The 14,403-nt window shown below is 68.2% G+C and carries 16 protein-coding genes; 10 read left to right on the plus strand and 6 right to left on the minus strand.

Annotated features, from left to right (window positions below; genetic code table 11):
- Window positions 1-18 precede the first annotated feature (18 nt).
- Window positions 19-1,503, minus strand: coding sequence for a glycerol kinase GlpK (gene glpK / locus D6860_RS05620; RefSeq protein ID WP_076622517.1), 1,485 nt, complete (start codon window positions 1,501-1,503; stop codon window positions 19-21).
- 90 nt (window positions 1,504-1,593) lie between these two features.
- Window positions 1,594-3,195, minus strand: coding sequence for a glycerol-3-phosphate dehydrogenase (gene glpD, locus D6860_RS05625; protein ID WP_076622518.1), 1,602 nt, complete (start codon window positions 3,193-3,195; stop codon window positions 1,594-1,596).
- Between the two features lie 300 nt (window positions 3,196-3,495).
- On the opposite strand from glpD, the gene lepB reads away from it, so the two are divergent.
- Genes lepB through D6860_RS05640 form a run of 3 tightly spaced genes read left to right on the plus strand, consistent with a single transcriptional unit; the run spans window position 3,496 to window position 5,898 of the window.
- Window positions 3,496-4,329 (plus strand): signal peptidase I, encoded by an 834-nt coding sequence (lepB, locus tag D6860_RS05630; RefSeq protein WP_076622519.1) that lies wholly within the window; start codon window positions 3,496-3,498, stop codon window positions 4,327-4,329.
- Window positions 4,329-5,012 (plus strand): ribonuclease III, encoded by a 684-nt coding sequence (gene rnc / locus D6860_RS05635; RefSeq protein ID WP_076622520.1) that lies wholly within the window; start codon window positions 4,329-4,331, stop codon window positions 5,010-5,012. The genes lepB and rnc overlap by 1 nt, the downstream gene beginning before the upstream one ends.
- Window positions 5,005-5,898: a DMT family transporter gene (locus D6860_RS05640; protein ID WP_017468755.1), complete on the plus strand. Its 894-nt coding sequence runs from the start codon at window positions 5,005-5,007 to the stop codon at window positions 5,896-5,898. Before rnc ends, D6860_RS05640 begins: the two co-directional genes overlap by 8 nt.
- Here D6860_RS05640 and D6860_RS05645 read toward each other — a convergent pair.
- The gene (locus D6860_RS05645) at window positions 5,891-6,175 is read right to left on the minus strand and encodes a hypothetical protein (protein ID WP_076622521.1); all 285 of its coding nucleotides are present in this window, start codon (window positions 6,173-6,175) and stop codon (window positions 5,891-5,893) included. The genes D6860_RS05640 and D6860_RS05645 overlap by 8 nt on opposite strands.
- Window positions 6,176-6,325: 150 nt before the next feature.
- Here D6860_RS05645 and era point away from each other — a divergent pair, with 150 nt between their 5' ends.
- On the plus strand, window positions 6,326-7,231 hold the full coding sequence (gene era, locus D6860_RS05650; RefSeq protein WP_076622522.1) for a GTPase Era: 906 nt from the start codon (window positions 6,326-6,328) through the stop codon (window positions 7,229-7,231).
- 4 nt (window positions 7,232-7,235) lie between these two features.
- Window positions 7,236-7,568: a DUF1491 family protein gene (locus D6860_RS05655; protein ID WP_017468714.1), complete on the plus strand. Its 333-nt coding sequence runs from the start codon at window positions 7,236-7,238 to the stop codon at window positions 7,566-7,568.
- A gap of 46 nt (window positions 7,569-7,614) precedes the next feature.
- Here D6860_RS05655 and D6860_RS05660 read toward each other — a convergent pair whose 3' ends face one another.
- Window positions 7,615-8,211, minus strand: a complete 597-nt coding sequence (locus tag D6860_RS05660) for a Pr6Pr family membrane protein (RefSeq protein WP_017468713.1) — start codon at window positions 8,209-8,211, stop codon at window positions 7,615-7,617.
- Between the two features lie 55 nt (window positions 8,212-8,266).
- Here D6860_RS05660 and recO point away from each other — a divergent pair, with 55 nt between their 5' ends.
- The 5 genes from recO to D6860_RS05685 all read left to right on the plus strand — a co-directional run bounded on the left by recO (window position 8,267) and on the right by D6860_RS05685 (window position 11,268).
- Window positions 8,267-8,995 (plus strand): DNA repair protein RecO, encoded by a 729-nt coding sequence (gene recO, locus D6860_RS05665; RefSeq protein ID WP_076625257.1) that lies wholly within the window; start codon window positions 8,267-8,269, stop codon window positions 8,993-8,995.
- 50 nt (window positions 8,996-9,045) lie between these two features.
- Complete coding sequence (pgsA, locus tag D6860_RS05670) at window positions 9,046-9,711, plus strand: CDP-diacylglycerol--glycerol-3-phosphate 3-phosphatidyltransferase (protein ID WP_076622523.1); 666 nt, start codon at window positions 9,046-9,048, stop codon at window positions 9,709-9,711.
- Window positions 9,708-9,956, plus strand: coding sequence for a molybdopterin converting factor subunit 1 (moaD, locus tag D6860_RS05675; RefSeq protein WP_017470082.1), 249 nt, complete (start codon window positions 9,708-9,710; stop codon window positions 9,954-9,956). The genes pgsA and moaD overlap by 4 nt, the downstream gene beginning before the upstream one ends.
- Window position 9,957: 1 nt before the next feature.
- Entirely contained in the window at window positions 9,958-10,416 is a 459-nt protein-coding gene (locus D6860_RS05680; protein WP_076622524.1) for a molybdenum cofactor biosynthesis protein MoaE, read from the plus strand.
- A gap of 81 nt (window positions 10,417-10,497) precedes the next feature.
- A complete protein-coding gene (locus D6860_RS05685; RefSeq protein ID WP_076622525.1) occupies window positions 10,498-11,268 on the plus strand; it encodes a FadR/GntR family transcriptional regulator in 771 nt (256 codons plus the stop codon).
- Window positions 11,269-11,440: 172 nt separating this feature from the next.
- Here the strand turns inward: D6860_RS05685 and D6860_RS05690 are convergent, their stop codons facing one another.
- Window positions 11,441-13,813: a pyrroloquinoline quinone-dependent dehydrogenase gene (locus D6860_RS05690; protein ID WP_076622526.1), complete on the minus strand. Its 2,373-nt coding sequence runs from the start codon at window positions 13,811-13,813 to the stop codon at window positions 11,441-11,443.
- Window positions 13,814-13,856: 43 nt separating this feature from the next.
- Entirely contained in the window at window positions 13,857-14,258 is a 402-nt protein-coding gene (locus D6860_RS05695; RefSeq protein ID WP_017467243.1) for a hypothetical protein, read from the minus strand.
- Window positions 14,259-14,403 lie beyond the last annotated feature (145 nt).

Consider the following 14,403-nt stretch of genomic DNA (forward strand, 5'->3'; position numbering starts at 1 on the left):
TTGTCAAGCCGGGTCGGCCTAGTAGGCCTGAGCGGCCTCGACCGCCCGCTTCCAGGCGGCGTATTTTTCCTCGCGCTTCGTGTCGTCCATCGCCGGATCGAACTTGCGCTCGAGCTCCCACAGGTCGCCGAAGCCCTCCATGTCGGGATAGATCCCCGCCCGCTGGCCGGCGAGCCACGCCGCGCCCATCGCCGTGGTCTCGAGCACGCGCGGCCGGTCGACCGGGGCGCCGGTGATGTCGGCCAGGAACTGCATCGCGAAATCCGAGGCGCTCATGCCGCCGTCGACCCTCAGCGCCGCCTCCTCGGCGCCGGACCAGTCCGCGTGCATCGCCTCGAGCAGGTCGCGGGTCTGGTAGCCCACGCTTTCGAGCGCGGCACGGGCGAATTCCTCGGGGCCGCTGTTGCGGGTAAGGCCGAACACCGCGCCCCGGCACTCGGCGTTCCAGTAGGGCGCCCCGAGGCCGGTGAAGGCGGGCACAAGCACCAGCGACTGCGTCGGGTCGGCGGCTTCGGCCATGGGCTGACTCTCGCTGGCCGACCGGATGATCTTCAGCCCGTCGCGCAGCCACTGGATCACCGCGCCGGCGATGAAGATCGACCCTTCGAGCGCATAGGTCCGCTTGCCGTCGAGCTGGTAGGCGATGGTCGAGAGCAGCCGGTTCTGCGAGGTCACCAGCTCTTCGCCGGTGTTCAGCAGCGCGAAGCAACCGGTGCCGTAGGTCGATTTCAGCATCCCCGGACGGAAGCACGCCTGCCCGATGGTCGCCGCCTGCTGGTCGCCCGCCACCCCGAGGATCGGGATCTCGGCCCCGAACAGGTCGGACCGGGCCATGCCGAAGTCGGCGGCGCAGTCCTTGACCTCGGGCAGCATCGACATCGGAATGCCCAGCATTTCGCACATGGTCGAGGACCAGCGCCCGTGCCGGATGTCGTAGAGCATCGTCCGCGCGGCGTTGGTGGCGTCGGTCACATGCACGTGGCCCGCCGTCATGTTCCAGATCAGCCAGCTGTCAACGGTGCCGAAGGCCAGCTCTCCGGCCTCGGCCCGGGCGCGGGCGCCCTCGACGTTGTCGAGGATCCAGGCGACCTTGGTGGCCGAGAAATAGGGATCGAGCAGCAGCCCGGTCTTGCGGGTGACCGTCTCCTCGTGGCCCTCGGCCTTGAGCTTCTTGCAGAACTCCGAGGTGCGCCGGTCCTGCCAGACGATGGCGTTGTGGATCGGCTTTCCGGTCTTGCGGTCCCAGACCAGCGTGGTTTCGCGCTGGTTGGTGATGCCGATGCCCGCGATATCGGCGGCGCGCACGCCCGCCTTTTCCATCACGCCCCGGCAGGTCGCGGCGGTCGTGGTCCAGAGGTCCATGCAATCGTGCTCGACCCAGCCCGAGTCGGGGTAATGCTGGGTGAATTCCTCCTGCGCGACGGAATCGATCTTCAGATCCTTGTCGAACAGGATCGCCCGGCTGGACGTGGTGCCCTGGTCGATCGCGAGAATGTAGCTCATGTCTCTCCTCCCGTGGGGTCGTTCATGGCGGGCCGCCGTCCCCTGGGCCGGCCCGCGCCTGGTCCGGGGCGATGCCCGGTCACGTGGTGCTCAGCTGGCGGGCGCTGGGGCCGCGTCGCGACGGCGGGCGGCCATGTAGTCCTCGAGGGCGGCCACCTGCGGCTCTTCGAGCTGAAGCCCCAGCTTGGTGCGGCGCCAGAGCACGTCGGGCGCCGTGCGGGCATATTCGCGCGTCATCAGCCAGTTCACCTCGGCGCCGGTCAGCGTGCCGCCGAAGTCCGGGCCGAGCGCCTCGGCGGTGGTGGCGTCGCCGAGGATCTCCTCGGCGTCGGTGCCGTAGGTGCGCACCAGCCGCCGCGCCCAGCGTTCGGACAGGAAGGGATGCGCCTCGCGCAGCTTCTCCGCCAGCGCCGGGGCGCCGTCGACGGGGAACGCGCCGCCGGGCAGCGGCACGCCCGCGGTCCATGCCTCGCCCGAACGGCCGAGCGCGTCGTTGATCTTGGCAAGCGCGCTTTCGGCCAGCCGGCGATAGGTGGTGATCTTGCCGCCGAAGACGTTCAGCATCGGCGCACCGCCCGCGCCCTCGACCTTCAGCGTGTAATCCCGCGTCGCGGCCGTGGCGCTGCTCGCGCCGTCATCGTAGAGCGGCCGCACGCCCGAGTAGGTCCAGACCACGTCGGACGGCGTGATGTTGCGCTTGAAGTAGCGGTTCGCGAAGTCGATCAAATACTGCTTTTCCTCGGGCGTGCACTCGGGCCGCGCGTCGGGGTCGTGGTGCTCGGCGTCGGTGGTGCCGATGAGGGTGAAATCCTCCTCGTAGGGAATCGAGAAGATGATCCGCCCGTCGGTGCCCTGGAAGAAATAGCACTTGTCGTGATCATAGAGCCGCTTGACCACGATGTGCGAGCCGCGCACGAGGCGGACCCCCTCCTTCACGTTCAGGTGCACCTTCTGGTGGATGATGTCGCCCACCCACGGCCCGCCGGCGTTCACCAGCATGCGCGCGCGGTGCACCGTGCGTTCGCCGGTCTCGGTGTCCTCGACCTCGATGCGCCAGAGGTTGGTTTCGCGCTCCGCCGACAGGACCTTGGTGCGCGTCATGATGCGGGCGCCGCGGGCCTCGGCATCGCGGGCGTTGAGCACCACCAGCCGCGAATCCTGCACCCAGCAGTCGGAATACTCGTAGGCCTGCTCGAACCGGTCGTCGAGCGGCGCGCCCTCGGGGCCGCCGCGCAGGTCCACCGAGGACGTGCCGGGCAGGATCTGGCGACCGCCAAGGTTGTCATACATGAACAGCCCCAGCCGGATCAGCCACTTCGGGCGGCGCCCCTTCATCCACGGCATCACCCTGGTCAGCAGCTTCGAGGTCGGCGTGTCGCTCTCGAAGCGCATCGACGGGTGGTAGGGCAGCACGAAACGCATGGGCCACGAGATATGCGGCATCGCCCGCAGCAGCGTCTCGCGTTCGATGAGCGCCTCGCGCACCAGCCGGAACTCGAAGTACTCGAGGTATCTCAGGCCACCGTGAAACAGCTTCGTCGAGGCCGAGGACGTGGCCGAGGCCAGGTCGCCCATCTCGGCCAGGGCCACCGAGTAGCCCCGCCCCGTCGCGTCGCGCGCGATGCCGCAGCCGTTGATGCCACCACCGATGATGAAAAGGTCGGTCGCTTCCGTCGCGGTCGGATCTGTCACGCGTGTCCTCCTGTCAGTCGCCTCTGCGTTGTCCCGTTTATGGCAACGCCTCGCCCGCGTCACAACGCGCGGGCCCGGAATTTCCGCGATCCTGCCGCGGGATGACGCCGAAACCGGCGCCCTGCGGCGCGACATAGCGCGCCCCGCGACGCATTCGAGCGCCCGGCGGCGGGAAATCGCGAGGTCCCGGTGTTTCACGATCCCGGCAAGCGGGCGGCTGCGCGACAGGCCATCGCCTTGACAGCAAGGGGTCTCGCGCCCATGAAGCCCGGGCGATACGGTGGCACAAAGGCAGGGTTCATGGCGAAAGAGGAAAAATCGGGCGGCATCATGGAAACCGTCAAGACGGTGGTCTACGCGCTGCTCATCGCGGGGGTCTTCCGGACGCTGTTCTTCCAGCCCTTCTGGATCCCGTCCGGCTCGATGAAGGACACGCTGCTGATCGGCGACTTCCTGTTCGTCAACAAGATGAGCTACGGCTATTCCTACGCCTCCTGCCCCTCGATCCGCCTGCCCCAGATCGGCATCGACATCGACGCCGAGGACATCTGCGGCTGGCTCGGCGGCGACAACGAGCGGCTCTTCGGCTCCGAGCCCGAGCGCGGCGACATCGCGGTCTTCCGCCACCCGGTGCATGGCACCGACTACATCAAGCGCGTCATCGGCCTGCCCGGCGACCGCATCCAGGTGACGAACGGTCTGCTCTACATCAACGACGAGCCGGTCGAGGTTGAGCGCAACGGCACCTTCACCGAGACCGCCGAGCCGCAGGGCCCGCAGCAGCTGCGCCCGCGCTGCGAGAACGGCCCGGTGGGCACCGGCGGCACCTGCGAGAAATCGCGCTGGTCCGAGACGCTGCCCAACGGCAAGGTGCACGACATCCTCAACATCGCGATGCAGGGCTCGGACAACACCCGCGTCTACACCGTGCCCGAGGGCAACTACTTCATGATGGGCGACAACCGCGACAACTCGTCCGACAGCCGCGTGCCGAATGCCGCGGGCGGCGTCGGTTTCGTCCCCTACGAGAACTTCATCGGCAAGGCCAACTGGGTGATCTTCTCCTCGGCCGGCCGCTCGATGCTGTACTTCTGGACCTGGCGCGCGGACCGCTTCTTCCACAAGCTGCAGTGATGAGACGCTCCGCAGAGATATCCGCGCTCGAGGCGCGCCTTGGGCACCGCTTCACCCGCCCCGAGTTGCTGCGCCAGGCGCTGACCCATTCGTCGATGTCGGCGCCGGGCCGCGAGGACAACCAGCGGCTCGAGTTCCTCGGCGACCGGGTGCTGGGGCTCGTCATGTCCGAGGCCCTGCTTGCCGAGGACCGCAAGGCCCGCGAGGGGCAGCTTGCGCCGCGCTACAATGCGCTGGTGCGCAAGGAGACCTGCGCCGAGGTCGCCCGCCAGGTCGATGTCGGCGCCGCGCTCAAGCTCGGCCGCTCCGAGATGATGTCGGGCGGACGCCGCAAGCTGGCGCTGCTCGGGGACGCGATGGAAGCGGTGATCGCCGCGGTCTACCTCGATGCCGGCTTCGACGCGGCGAAAGAGATGATCCTGCGGCTCTGGGGCGAGCGCATCGCGCGGGTCGACGACGACGCCCGCGACCCCAAGACGTCGCTTCAGGAATGGGCGCAGGCGCGTGGCATGGCGCCCCCCGCATACGTCGAGACCGCCCGCACCGGCCCCGATCACGCGCCGGTCTTCACCATCGAGGCCCGGCTCGACAACGGCGCGACCGCCGAGGCGACCGCGGGGTCGAAACGCAAGGCCGAGCAGCAGGCGGCGGCGGCGCTGCTCGACAAGATCAGCGGTGACTGACAGCGCGCCCCGGGTCTCGGCCAACGCGCTGGGAGCGCTGTTCATGGTCGTCGCCATGACGCTCTTCGCGGTGGAGGACGCGCTCTTCAAATCCGTCGCACCCGGCCTGCCGCCGGGCGAGGCGACGCTGATCTTCGGCCTGACCGGCACCACCATCTACATCCTCCTGACGCTGCGGGCGGGCGAGCCGGTGCTGCATCCGGCGATCCTGCAGCCCTCGCTGATGTTGCGCACGATGTTCGAGATCATCGGACGGCTGTTCTTCGCCCTGTCGCTGGCCTACACGCCGCTGTCGGTCACATCCTCGATCCTGCAGGCCGCGCCGCTGGTGGTCACCGCCGGCGCGGCGCTACTGCTGAAGGAGCGCGTGGGGCCGGCGCGCTGGATCGCGATGGCCGTGGGCTTCGCCGGCGTGCTGATGATCCTGCGACCGACCCCCGAGGCGTTCCGCCCCGACGCGCTGCTGGCAGTGGCGGGCATGATCGGGTTCGCCATGCGCGACCTCTTCACCCGTGCGAGCCCGCCCGCGGTATCGACGAACCAGCTTGGCGTTCTCGGCTTCGCGGTGATCATCGTGGCGGGCCTGCTGCTCCTGCCCTTCGACCCCGCGCCGCCGCGCCTGCCGCTCGCGGGCGAGCTTGGCCGGCTGCTGCTGACCGGAGTGGTGGGCGTCTCGGCCTATACGGCGCTCACCCGCGCCATGCGCACGGGCGAGGTCTCGGTCGTGGCGCCCTTCCGCTATTCGCGTCTCCTGGTGGCCCTGCTCTTCGCCTTCGTGTTCTTCGGCGAGCGGCCAGACCTCTGGACCCTGCTCGGTGGCGCGCTGATCGTCGCCACCGGCATTTTCACCCTGCTGCGCAGCAACCGCCGCGCAACCGCTACCTGAGCGCGCAGACGGCGGTGACGGCGCCGCTCTGCCCCTTCGCCTGCAGATCGGCCACCGCCGCCTCGACCTTTTCGGCGTTCTCCTCGGTCCAGCGCGCCACGCGCTCCTCGCAGGCGGCAAGCGGCAACCCGTTCTCCGCTCCTTCGATCGGCACCCTCAGGAGGCCGCCGTCGGTCTGGAATACCTCGAGGGTCGGCACGTAGAGCGTTTCCGCGAGCGACGGGCCGGCCAGCCAGACCGGAGCGAAAGCAAGGGCGATGGAGAGGGCAGGTCGCATTGTCCGTCCGGCTGTTCGGTTTGCAAGCAGGGTGTCACGGAAGCGTCACCGCGCAGGCCCAAGTTGTCCACGCAACGGCGCGCGCATTCTATGGCCCTTCGTTCAAAAAACCGCTATGTGCTGTCGGATCATTCAACAGCGGACCGCCCCATGACCACACGCGCCGGATTCGTCGCCCTCATCGGAGAGCCCAACGCGGGCAAATCCACCCTCACCAACCGCATGGTGGGCGCGAAGGTGTCGATCGTCACCCACAAGGTGCAGACCACCCGTGCCCGCATTCGCGGCGTCGCCACAGAGGGCGACAGCCAGCTTGTCTTCGTCGACACGCCGGGCCTGTTCAAGCCGCGTCGCCGGCTCGACCGGGCAATGGTCGCCGCGGCATGGAGCGGGGCCGCCGATGCCGACGTGACGGTGCTGCTGGTCGAGGCCCATCGCGGCATCACCGAGGGCGTCGAGGCGATTCTCGAGGGTCTGCAGGAGCTGCCCAAGGGCAAGAAGGTCGCGCTTGCGATCAACAAGATCGACCGGGTCGAGGCGCCGAGACTGCTGGCGCTCACCCGCGAGCTGAACGAGCGCTATGCCTTTGCCGACACCTTCATGATCTCTGCCGAGAAGGGCCATGGTGTCGAGGACCTGCGCAAGTGGCTGGCCGCCGAGCTGCCCGAAAGCCCCTGGCTTTACCCCGAGGACCAGATCGCCGACCTGCCGATGCGGATGATCGCCGCCGAGATGACGCGCGAGAAGCTGACCCTGCGACTGCATCAGGAACTGCCCTACCAGCTCACGGTCGAGACCGAGAACTGGGAAGAGCGCAAGGACGGCTCGGCCCGCATCGACCAGATGATCTACGTCACCCGCGACGGTCACAAGGGCATCGTGCTCGGCAAGGGCGGCGAGACGATCAAGGCGGTGAGCCAGGCGGCCCGCGCCGAGATCGAGGAATTCCTCGGCCGCAAGGTGCATCTCTTCCTGCAGGTGAAGGTGCGCGAGAACTGGCTCGAAGAGGCCGAGCGCTATTCCGAGATGGGGCTCGACTTCAAGGACGGCAACTGAGCCCATGGCCCGGCTCACCACGCGGTTCTGGGTCGATGCCTACCTTGCGCGGCTCTCCTTCGCGAACATTCCCGCCTACGTCGTCGCACATGGCGACGACACCGCAGGCGCGGTGCTGGTGAAGCTCGCCACGCTCGACGGGCGTGCGCAGGCTTTCACACGGGGCTTCGACCTGATGTCGGGCGAACGGAAATGGACCGAGCTCGCCTCGGGTGCCGAACCCGAAGTCGACGCCTCCATCGCCAAGCAGCGCGGCTTCGACCCGGACCTCTGGGTGATCGAGGTCGAGGACCGGGACGGTCGCCATCTGCTCGACGAGGACGGGCTGCGCGACTGAGGCACCTGCCCGCCCGGAAGCTCCCTCTGGCCGTGACCGCCCTCGCCTATCGCAACAGCCGCGCCACGCCGACCTGCATGCTGCCTGCGGTCACGAACCCGACGCAGAGGATCCCCGACCAGCGCGCCACGCCGATCCAGCCGATCTCGGTCGGATCGACGAAGAAATACGGGTAGATCCCCTCGAGTTGGCCGCGCAGCAGCGCGTAGCCGACATAGGCCAGCGGCCAGAGCATCCACGCCAGCGCGGTGCGGAAGCGCAGGCCGTGCTTCGGTGCCGCGAGCAGCCAGAACAGCACCACCAGCACCGGGGTCAGCGTATGCAGCCCGAAATCCGCGATGGCGTCGAGCCCGGCGAGCGGTTTGGCGAGCAACAGGTGGTAGACCACGCCGACGATGGCAATCCAGAGCGTCAGCCCGCCAAGCCATGCAGGCCCGGCCATGCGCCCCCGCACCGCCATCCACAGGAAGGTGCCGGCGACGAGTGCATTGGTCAGGATCGTGAAGTAGCGCGCCAGCCGCCACAGCGTCTCGGGCGGCGTGTAGGTGGGATTCTCCTGCGCCGTCACGACGAACTGCAGCCCCAGTGCCGCCAGGGTCAGAAGCGCGACGAGAGCGGCGAAGAGGCGCGTGCGGGCTGTCATGTCCGTGATCGTGTCGCAACTTGCCGCGGCCGGCAAGCCGTCCGATAGTCGCCGCATGGACTGGCGCGACACCGGCATACTCCTCTCATCCCGCAGGCATGGCGAAACCTCGGCCATCCTCGAGATCTTCACCCCCGGGCACGGGCGGCACATGGGCGTGCTGCGCGGCGGCGCCTCGCGGAAGATCGCGCCCTCGCTGCAACCCGGCGCGCAGCTCGACGTGGCGTGGCGGGCACGGCTCGAGGACCACATGGGCGCATGGACGGTCGAGCCGCAGCGCTCGCGCGCCGCGACCGCCATGTCCGACCGGCTGACGCTCGCGGGGCTCAACGCGGTAGTCTCGCTGCTGTCGTTCTGCCTGCCCGAGCGCGAGACCCACGCCGCGCTCTACACCCGGACCGAGCAGCTTCTCGACCTGATGGGGGAGGCCGACGTCTGGCCGCTCGCCTACCTGAACTGGGAGATGGCGCTGCTCGATGCCATGGGCTTCGGGCTCGACCTCTCTGCCTGCGCGGTGACCGGCATCAACGAGCCGCTCGATTTCGTCTCGCCGCGCACCGGCCGGGCGGTCTCGGCGGTGGGCGCGGGCGACTGGGCGGCGCGGCTGCTGCCGCTGCCGCCGGTGCTGCTGGGCCGGGGTCCGGCCCCCGACAGCGAAATCCTCGGCGGCCTGCGGACCACCGGTCACTTCCTCGAGACCCGCATCGCCAACGGCCTCCGCGACCGCCCCCTGCCCCCCGCACGGGCGCTGTTTCTCGACCGTCTCGCGCGTCGAACCGGATGAGACGCGCGCGCTCCCTTTCCTCGCCCCCCAAAGAGCGCTAACTAACCCTCATGCGCTGGACCTTTCCGAATACACTCACCGCCCTTCGCCTGCTCGCCGCTCCCGGCTTGGCGGTGATGTTCCTCTATTTCTCCCGTCCGCTTGCCGACTGGTTCGCCCTTGTGCTCTTCGTGGGCGCCGCGGTCACCGACTGGTTCGACGGCTACATCGCCCGCAACTGGGCGCTGGAATCCAAGATGGGCGCGATGCTCGACCCCATTGCCGACAAGGCGATGGTGGTGATCGCGCTCATGGTCATCGTGGGCTATTCCTCGATGTCGCCGTGGCTGGTGCTGCCTGCCACGATGATCCTCTTCCGCGAGGTCTTCGTCTCGGGGCTGCGCGAGTATCTCGGCGACGTCGCCGGCACGCTCAAGGTCACCAAGCTCGCCAAATGGAAGACCACTTTCCAGATGGTCGCCATCGCCGTGCTCTTCGCACAGGGCGTCTTCGAGCACTACCTGGCCGTCAGCATCGAGGGTCTCGACCCGCAGAACGTGAGCGCCATCCTGAACGGCGATGTCGCCGATACACACGGTCTGATCTGGAAGGAACAGGGCATGCTCTGGGCCGGGTACATCGGCCTTACCCTGCTCTGGATCGCAGCGACGCTGACGCTCATCACCGGCTGGGACTACTTCGTGAAGGCGCTTCCGCTCCTGAAGGAGGAAGCATGATCGACGTTCTCTATTTCGCCTGGGTCCGCGAGCGCATCGGCCTGCCGAAGGAAAAGGTCGAGACCTCGGCCACCACGGTGTCCGAACTCGTGGCCGAGCTTTCCGCGCGCGAAGAACGCTATGCCATGGCGTTCTCGGACCTCTCGGCGCTGCGGGTGGCCGTGGACCAGGAGCTCACCGAGTTCGACGCCCCGCTTGCCGGCGCACGCGAGGTGGCCTTCTTCCCGCCGATGACCGGGGGCTGACATGAGCGACGCCTCGTCCATCCGGGTCGTCGTGCAGGAGGCGCCCTTCGACTTCGGCGCCGAGGCCGAGCGCTTCGCCGCCGCCCGCACCGACATGGGGGCCGTGGTGACCTTCACCGGCGTGGTGCGCGACGTGGCGGGCGACCTTCAGGGCATGGAGATCGAGCACTATCCCGGCATGACCGAGAAGGCGCTCGACAAGATCGCCCGCGACGCGCAGGCGCGCTGGTCGCTTGGCGAGGTCCTGGTGATCCACCGCTACGGCCGGATGGACGCGGGCGAGCGCATCATGATGGTCGCCACCGCCGCGCCACACCGCAAGGACGCCTTCGAGGCGGCCGAGTTCCTGATGGACTACCTGAAGTCCCGTGCCCCCTTCTGGAAGAAGGAAAGCGCCGGCGGCTCCGACAGCTGGGTTGCCGCGAAGGACGAAGACGAGGACGCGCTGAACCGCTGGTAGCGTGGGCAATATTGCCCACGCTACTTGCTCTCGCGCAATCTGCGGTCATATGATCTGACCAATTCCCACCGGATCATCGCCATGCCCTTCCGCCCCGTTCAGTCCGAAAAGCTTGCCTCTGCCGTCGTGCGGCAGATCGAGGAGCTCATCCTGCGCGGCATCCTGCGCCCCGGCGAACGGCTTCCGGCCGAGCGCGAGCTTTCCGAGCGGCTGGGCGTGTCGCGCCCGTCGCTGCGCGAGGCGGTGGCCGACATGCAGGCGCGCGGGCTGCTGACCTCGCGCGCGGGGGCCGGGATCTTCGTGACCGAGGCGCTCGGCTCCGCCTTTTCCGACACGCTGGTGCAGCTCTTCTCGCGGCACGACGAGGCCGTCTTCGACTATCTCGACTTCCGCCGCGACATGGAGGGGCTTGCCGCCGAGCGGGCCGCGATCCACGGCACCGAGACAGACCTCAAGGTCATCGATGCGCTCTTCGCGCAGATGGAGGCGGCCCACGGCAAGCGCAATCCGGCGGAAGAGGCCCGGCTCGACGCGGACTTCCACCTTGCCATCATCGAGGCCAGCCACAACGTCATCATGCTGCACATGATGCGGTCGATGTACCAGTTGCTGCGCGAGGGCGTGTTCTACAACCGCTCGGTCATGTTCAAGCAGCGCACCACGCGCGAGGCGCTGCTCGACCAGCACCGGGCGGTGAACGATGCGCTGCAGGCGCGCGATCCCGCCGGCGCCCGGGCCGCCGTGGAAGCGCATCTCGATTACGTCGAGGCGGCGCTGTCGGCGGATCGCAAGGCCGAACGCGACGAGGACATCGCGCGACAGCGGTACGAGCGGGTGCGCACCCGGGGCTGAAGCCTGCCCTTCTTTGCCTTGATCGGAGACGCTCCGCCCGTGCTGTCGCACCAGGCCGCATGGGCGCATGGGGGCTCTGCCCCCGCCTTCGGCTCCCCCGCGGTATTTTCAAAGAGAAGAAGGGGAAGGCGTGGTGCCCTCCCCTTCCCGTCGTTCCGAGCTGGAGCGCCGGTCAGTTGCCGGACGGCAGCTTGTAGGCGATCATCTTGTCGCCGACCGGGGTGCGCATGAAGTGGTGCCCGCCCGGGCCGATGACGACATATTGCTCGCCGTCCACCTCGTAGGTGATCGGGTTGGCCTGGCCGCCCTGTCCGAGCGCGTCGGACCAGAGGGTCTCGCCGGTTTCCATGTCGATCGCGCGGATCAGGTTGTCGGTCGCCGCGCCGATGAAGATCAGGCCGCCCGCGGTGATGACCGGGCCGCCATTGTTCGGCGTGCCGATCTTGATGGGCAGCATCGACGGGATGCCGAAGGGACCGTTCCGGCGGGCGGTGCCGATCGGGGTGTCCCACACCTGTTCACCGGTCTCGAGATCGACGGCGGTGATGCCGCCATACTGCGGCGAGGTGCAGGGCATGCCGGTCAGCTCGGACTGCCAGCCCGCGTTCACCTGGATGCCGTAGGGCGAGCCCAGCTGGGGGTCGCCGGCACCCTCGGCGCCGCCGCCGCCGCTGCCTTCCTCGTAGATGGCCTGCCAGCCCTCGGTCTCCTCGCGCGGGACCAGCCGGTTGTAGTTGGGCACATCGTTGTAGTTCATGATCATCAGGTTGCGCTGAGGATCCACGGCCACCGAGCCCCAGTCGTTGCCGCCGTTGTAGCCGGGATACTGGATGTACCAATCGGTGGACGGGGGCGTGAGGTACCCATCGTAGTTCGCCATCCGGAACCGGATGCGGCACCACAGCTGGTCGATCGGGGTGAAGCCCCACATGTCCCGCTCGGTGAGCTCAGGCTTGCGGATATCGAAGAACTCGGAGATCGGCTGGCTGTCGGCGATGTAGTCCGGCTCGATGTCGCCCTGCGGGAGATCGGTCAGCTCGCCCACGGGGGTCAGCGGCTCGCCGGTCTCGCGGTCGAGAATGTAGACGTCGCCCTGCTTCGATGCGAGCAGGATCGCCGGCGTTCCCTGGTAGTCGAGCAGCGTCGCCTGGCTGCCGAGGTCGTAATCCCAGACGTCGTTGCGGACGGTCTGGAAGTGCCAGGCCTCCTCGCCCGTGGTGGCGTCGAGGGCGACCAGCGAGGTGGCGAACTCGTTCTCGGCCTCGGAGCGGTTGGAGCCGTAGTAGTCGACCGAGGAGTTGCCGAGCGGCAGGTAGACGTACCCGAGTTCTTCATCCGCCGTGGCGGTGGTCCACATGTTGGGCGTGCCGCGGGTGTAGGTCTCGCCCTCGGGCGGGCCGTCGCGCATCTCTTCGGGCGCCGCGAGATCCCAGGCCCAGACCATTTCGCCCGAGCGGGCGTCGTAGCCGCGGATCACGCCGGACGGGGCGTCCTCGGCCTGGCCGTCCTTGACCTGCGCGCCGGTGACGACGACGCCGCGCACGATCGCCGGCGGCGCGGTCACGGCATACCAGCCGGGGACCTTTTCGCCGATACCTTCCCAGAGATCGACGTTGCCGCCCTCTCCGAAATCCTCGCAGGGTTCACCGGTCTCGGTGTCGACCGCGATCAGTCGCGCATCCAGCGTGCCTTCGATCACCCGCGTCTTGCAGGCCTCGTCATCGGCCTTGGCCGGGTCGGTCCAGATCGCGACGCCGCGGCAGCTTGCACCGTAGGGGATGGCCTCGGCGGGCACCTCGGGATCGTAGCGCCAGTTTTGCTCACCGGTCTTCGCGTCGACCGAGATGAGGATGTTCATCGCCGAGCACATCAGCAGGTCATCCCCGACCTTGAGCGGCGTGTTCTCGGGCGAATAGGTGCCCTCGGAATCGCCGCTGGGCAGGTCTCCGGTCTCGAAGACCCAGGCGCGTTCGAGGTTCGCGACGTTCTCGGGGGTGATCTGGTCCAGCGGCGAGTAGCGCGAGGCGTCCTCGTTACCGCCCCAGAACGGCCAGTCGGCGCCGGATTCCGGCGGCTCGGCGGCCGGATAGGGTGCGGCCGCGAACTGGTCCTCCTGCTGCGCCTCCTCGGCGTCGGGCTCGGCCTCGGCGGTGTCGTCCTGCGGCGCGGCCTCCTCGGAAGCCCGCTCCTCGGCCTCCGTGCTGCCGTCCGTCGACGCGGCCGGATCGCTCTGTGCCTGGTCGGAGGTGTCGGAGGACTGGTCTTCGCTGGCCGTCTCGGGAGCGTCGTCTTCCGTCTCGCTAGCGGTGGCAGCTTCCTGCGCGTCGCCGGCAGCCTCGGACTCGGAATCGTCCGGCGAAATAACCGGTTCTTCCGGCGAGGCGGTCACACCGTCGGGGTCCACGGCGCCACCGGTATCGGGTGCTTCGGCCGCCGGCGCATCGCTGCCGCCGGTATCCTGGGCGAATGCGGGCGCGAGCGGCGAGACGGCAAGCGCCGCGCTCAAGGCCAGCACGGAAATGCCACGTGTCTGAATCTGTTTCATGAGGTCTCCTCGGCCCGACGGTCGGGCCAGACTGTCAGGGGTATCAGGTGGCGGCGTGTCGCTGGACGCGGCGCAGGTTCGGGATGCAGATCAGGATCAGCACGAGGATCACCGTCGGGGCGACCATGCGCGGAACCTGGTCCCACCAGTCGGCGCCGACCTCCCACCAGGCCCAGACCAGCGTTCCGACCCAGACGACAAGATAGAGCCAGACGGCGGTCATCGACCCGTGGTTCAGCAGGATGCCGGTGGCGATCAGTCCCGCGCCGGCAAGCCCGTAATACCAGCTGCCGCCAAGTGCGATGAGCCAGATGCCCCCACCGCAGATGACCAGCCCGAAAAGAACGCAGACCCAGCCAAGCAGGCGGACGCCCCACCCGGGACGAGTGCGCACCTCGTCGCCGGTCGCGGCGGCGCCGCGCGCGTCGTAAGTTGTGGTGGCCATGAAGACCTCCCCCTCAAAATCATTTCGTTCAAAGAGGTCCTGGCAATCGCAATGAATTTAACCCACCTCTTGAAAAACTAAGGTGAGCGCCTTTCGGAAAGTTCCCGCTTACCGAGAAAAAATTCCGCAACGCATTGTTTTGTTT

Source organism: Salipiger sp. D13 (assembly GCF_003703915.1).
Taxonomy (GTDB): domain Bacteria; phylum Pseudomonadota; class Alphaproteobacteria; order Rhodobacterales; family Rhodobacteraceae; genus Salipiger; species Salipiger profundus.

Excerpts from the sequence above, each read along its gene's own strand:
- D6860_RS05695 (WP_017467243.1), bottom strand. The coding sequence starts at position 14,258 with ATGGCCACCACAACTTACGACGCGCGCGGCGCCGCCGCGACCGGCGAC.
- D6860_RS05690 (WP_076622526.1), bottom strand. The coding sequence starts at position 13,813 with ATGAAACAGATTCAGACACGTGGCATTTCCGTGCTGGCCTTGAGCGCG.
- D6860_RS05655 (WP_017468714.1), top strand. The coding sequence starts at position 7,236 with ATGGCCCGGCTCACCACGCGGTTCTGGGTCGATGCCTACCTTGCGCGG.
- pgsA (WP_076622523.1), top strand. The coding sequence starts at position 9,046 with ATGCGCTGGACCTTTCCGAATACACTCACCGCCCTTCGCCTGCTCGCC.
- lepB (WP_076622519.1), top strand. The coding sequence starts at position 3,496 with ATGGCGAAAGAGGAAAAATCGGGCGGCATCATGGAAACCGTCAAGACG.
- glpK (WP_076622517.1), bottom strand. The coding sequence starts at position 1,503 with ATGAGCTACATTCTCGCGATCGACCAGGGCACCACGTCCAGCCGGGCG.
- recO (WP_076625257.1), top strand. The coding sequence starts at position 8,267 with ATGGACTGGCGCGACACCGGCATACTCCTCTCATCCCGCAGGCATGGC.
- D6860_RS05660 (WP_017468713.1), bottom strand. The coding sequence starts at position 8,211 with ATGACAGCCCGCACGCGCCTCTTCGCCGCTCTCGTCGCGCTTCTGACC.
- rnc (WP_076622520.1), top strand. The coding sequence starts at position 4,329 with ATGAGACGCTCCGCAGAGATATCCGCGCTCGAGGCGCGCCTTGGGCAC.
- D6860_RS05685 (WP_076622525.1), top strand. The coding sequence starts at position 10,498 with ATGCCCTTCCGCCCCGTTCAGTCCGAAAAGCTTGCCTCTGCCGTCGTG.
- moaD (WP_017470082.1), top strand. The coding sequence starts at position 9,708 with ATGATCGACGTTCTCTATTTCGCCTGGGTCCGCGAGCGCATCGGCCTG.
- D6860_RS05680 (WP_076622524.1), top strand. The coding sequence starts at position 9,958 with ATGAGCGACGCCTCGTCCATCCGGGTCGTCGTGCAGGAGGCGCCCTTC.
- D6860_RS05645 (WP_076622521.1), bottom strand. The coding sequence starts at position 6,175 with ATGCGACCTGCCCTCTCCATCGCCCTTGCTTTCGCTCCGGTCTGGCTG.
- era (WP_076622522.1), top strand. The coding sequence starts at position 6,326 with ATGACCACACGCGCCGGATTCGTCGCCCTCATCGGAGAGCCCAACGCG.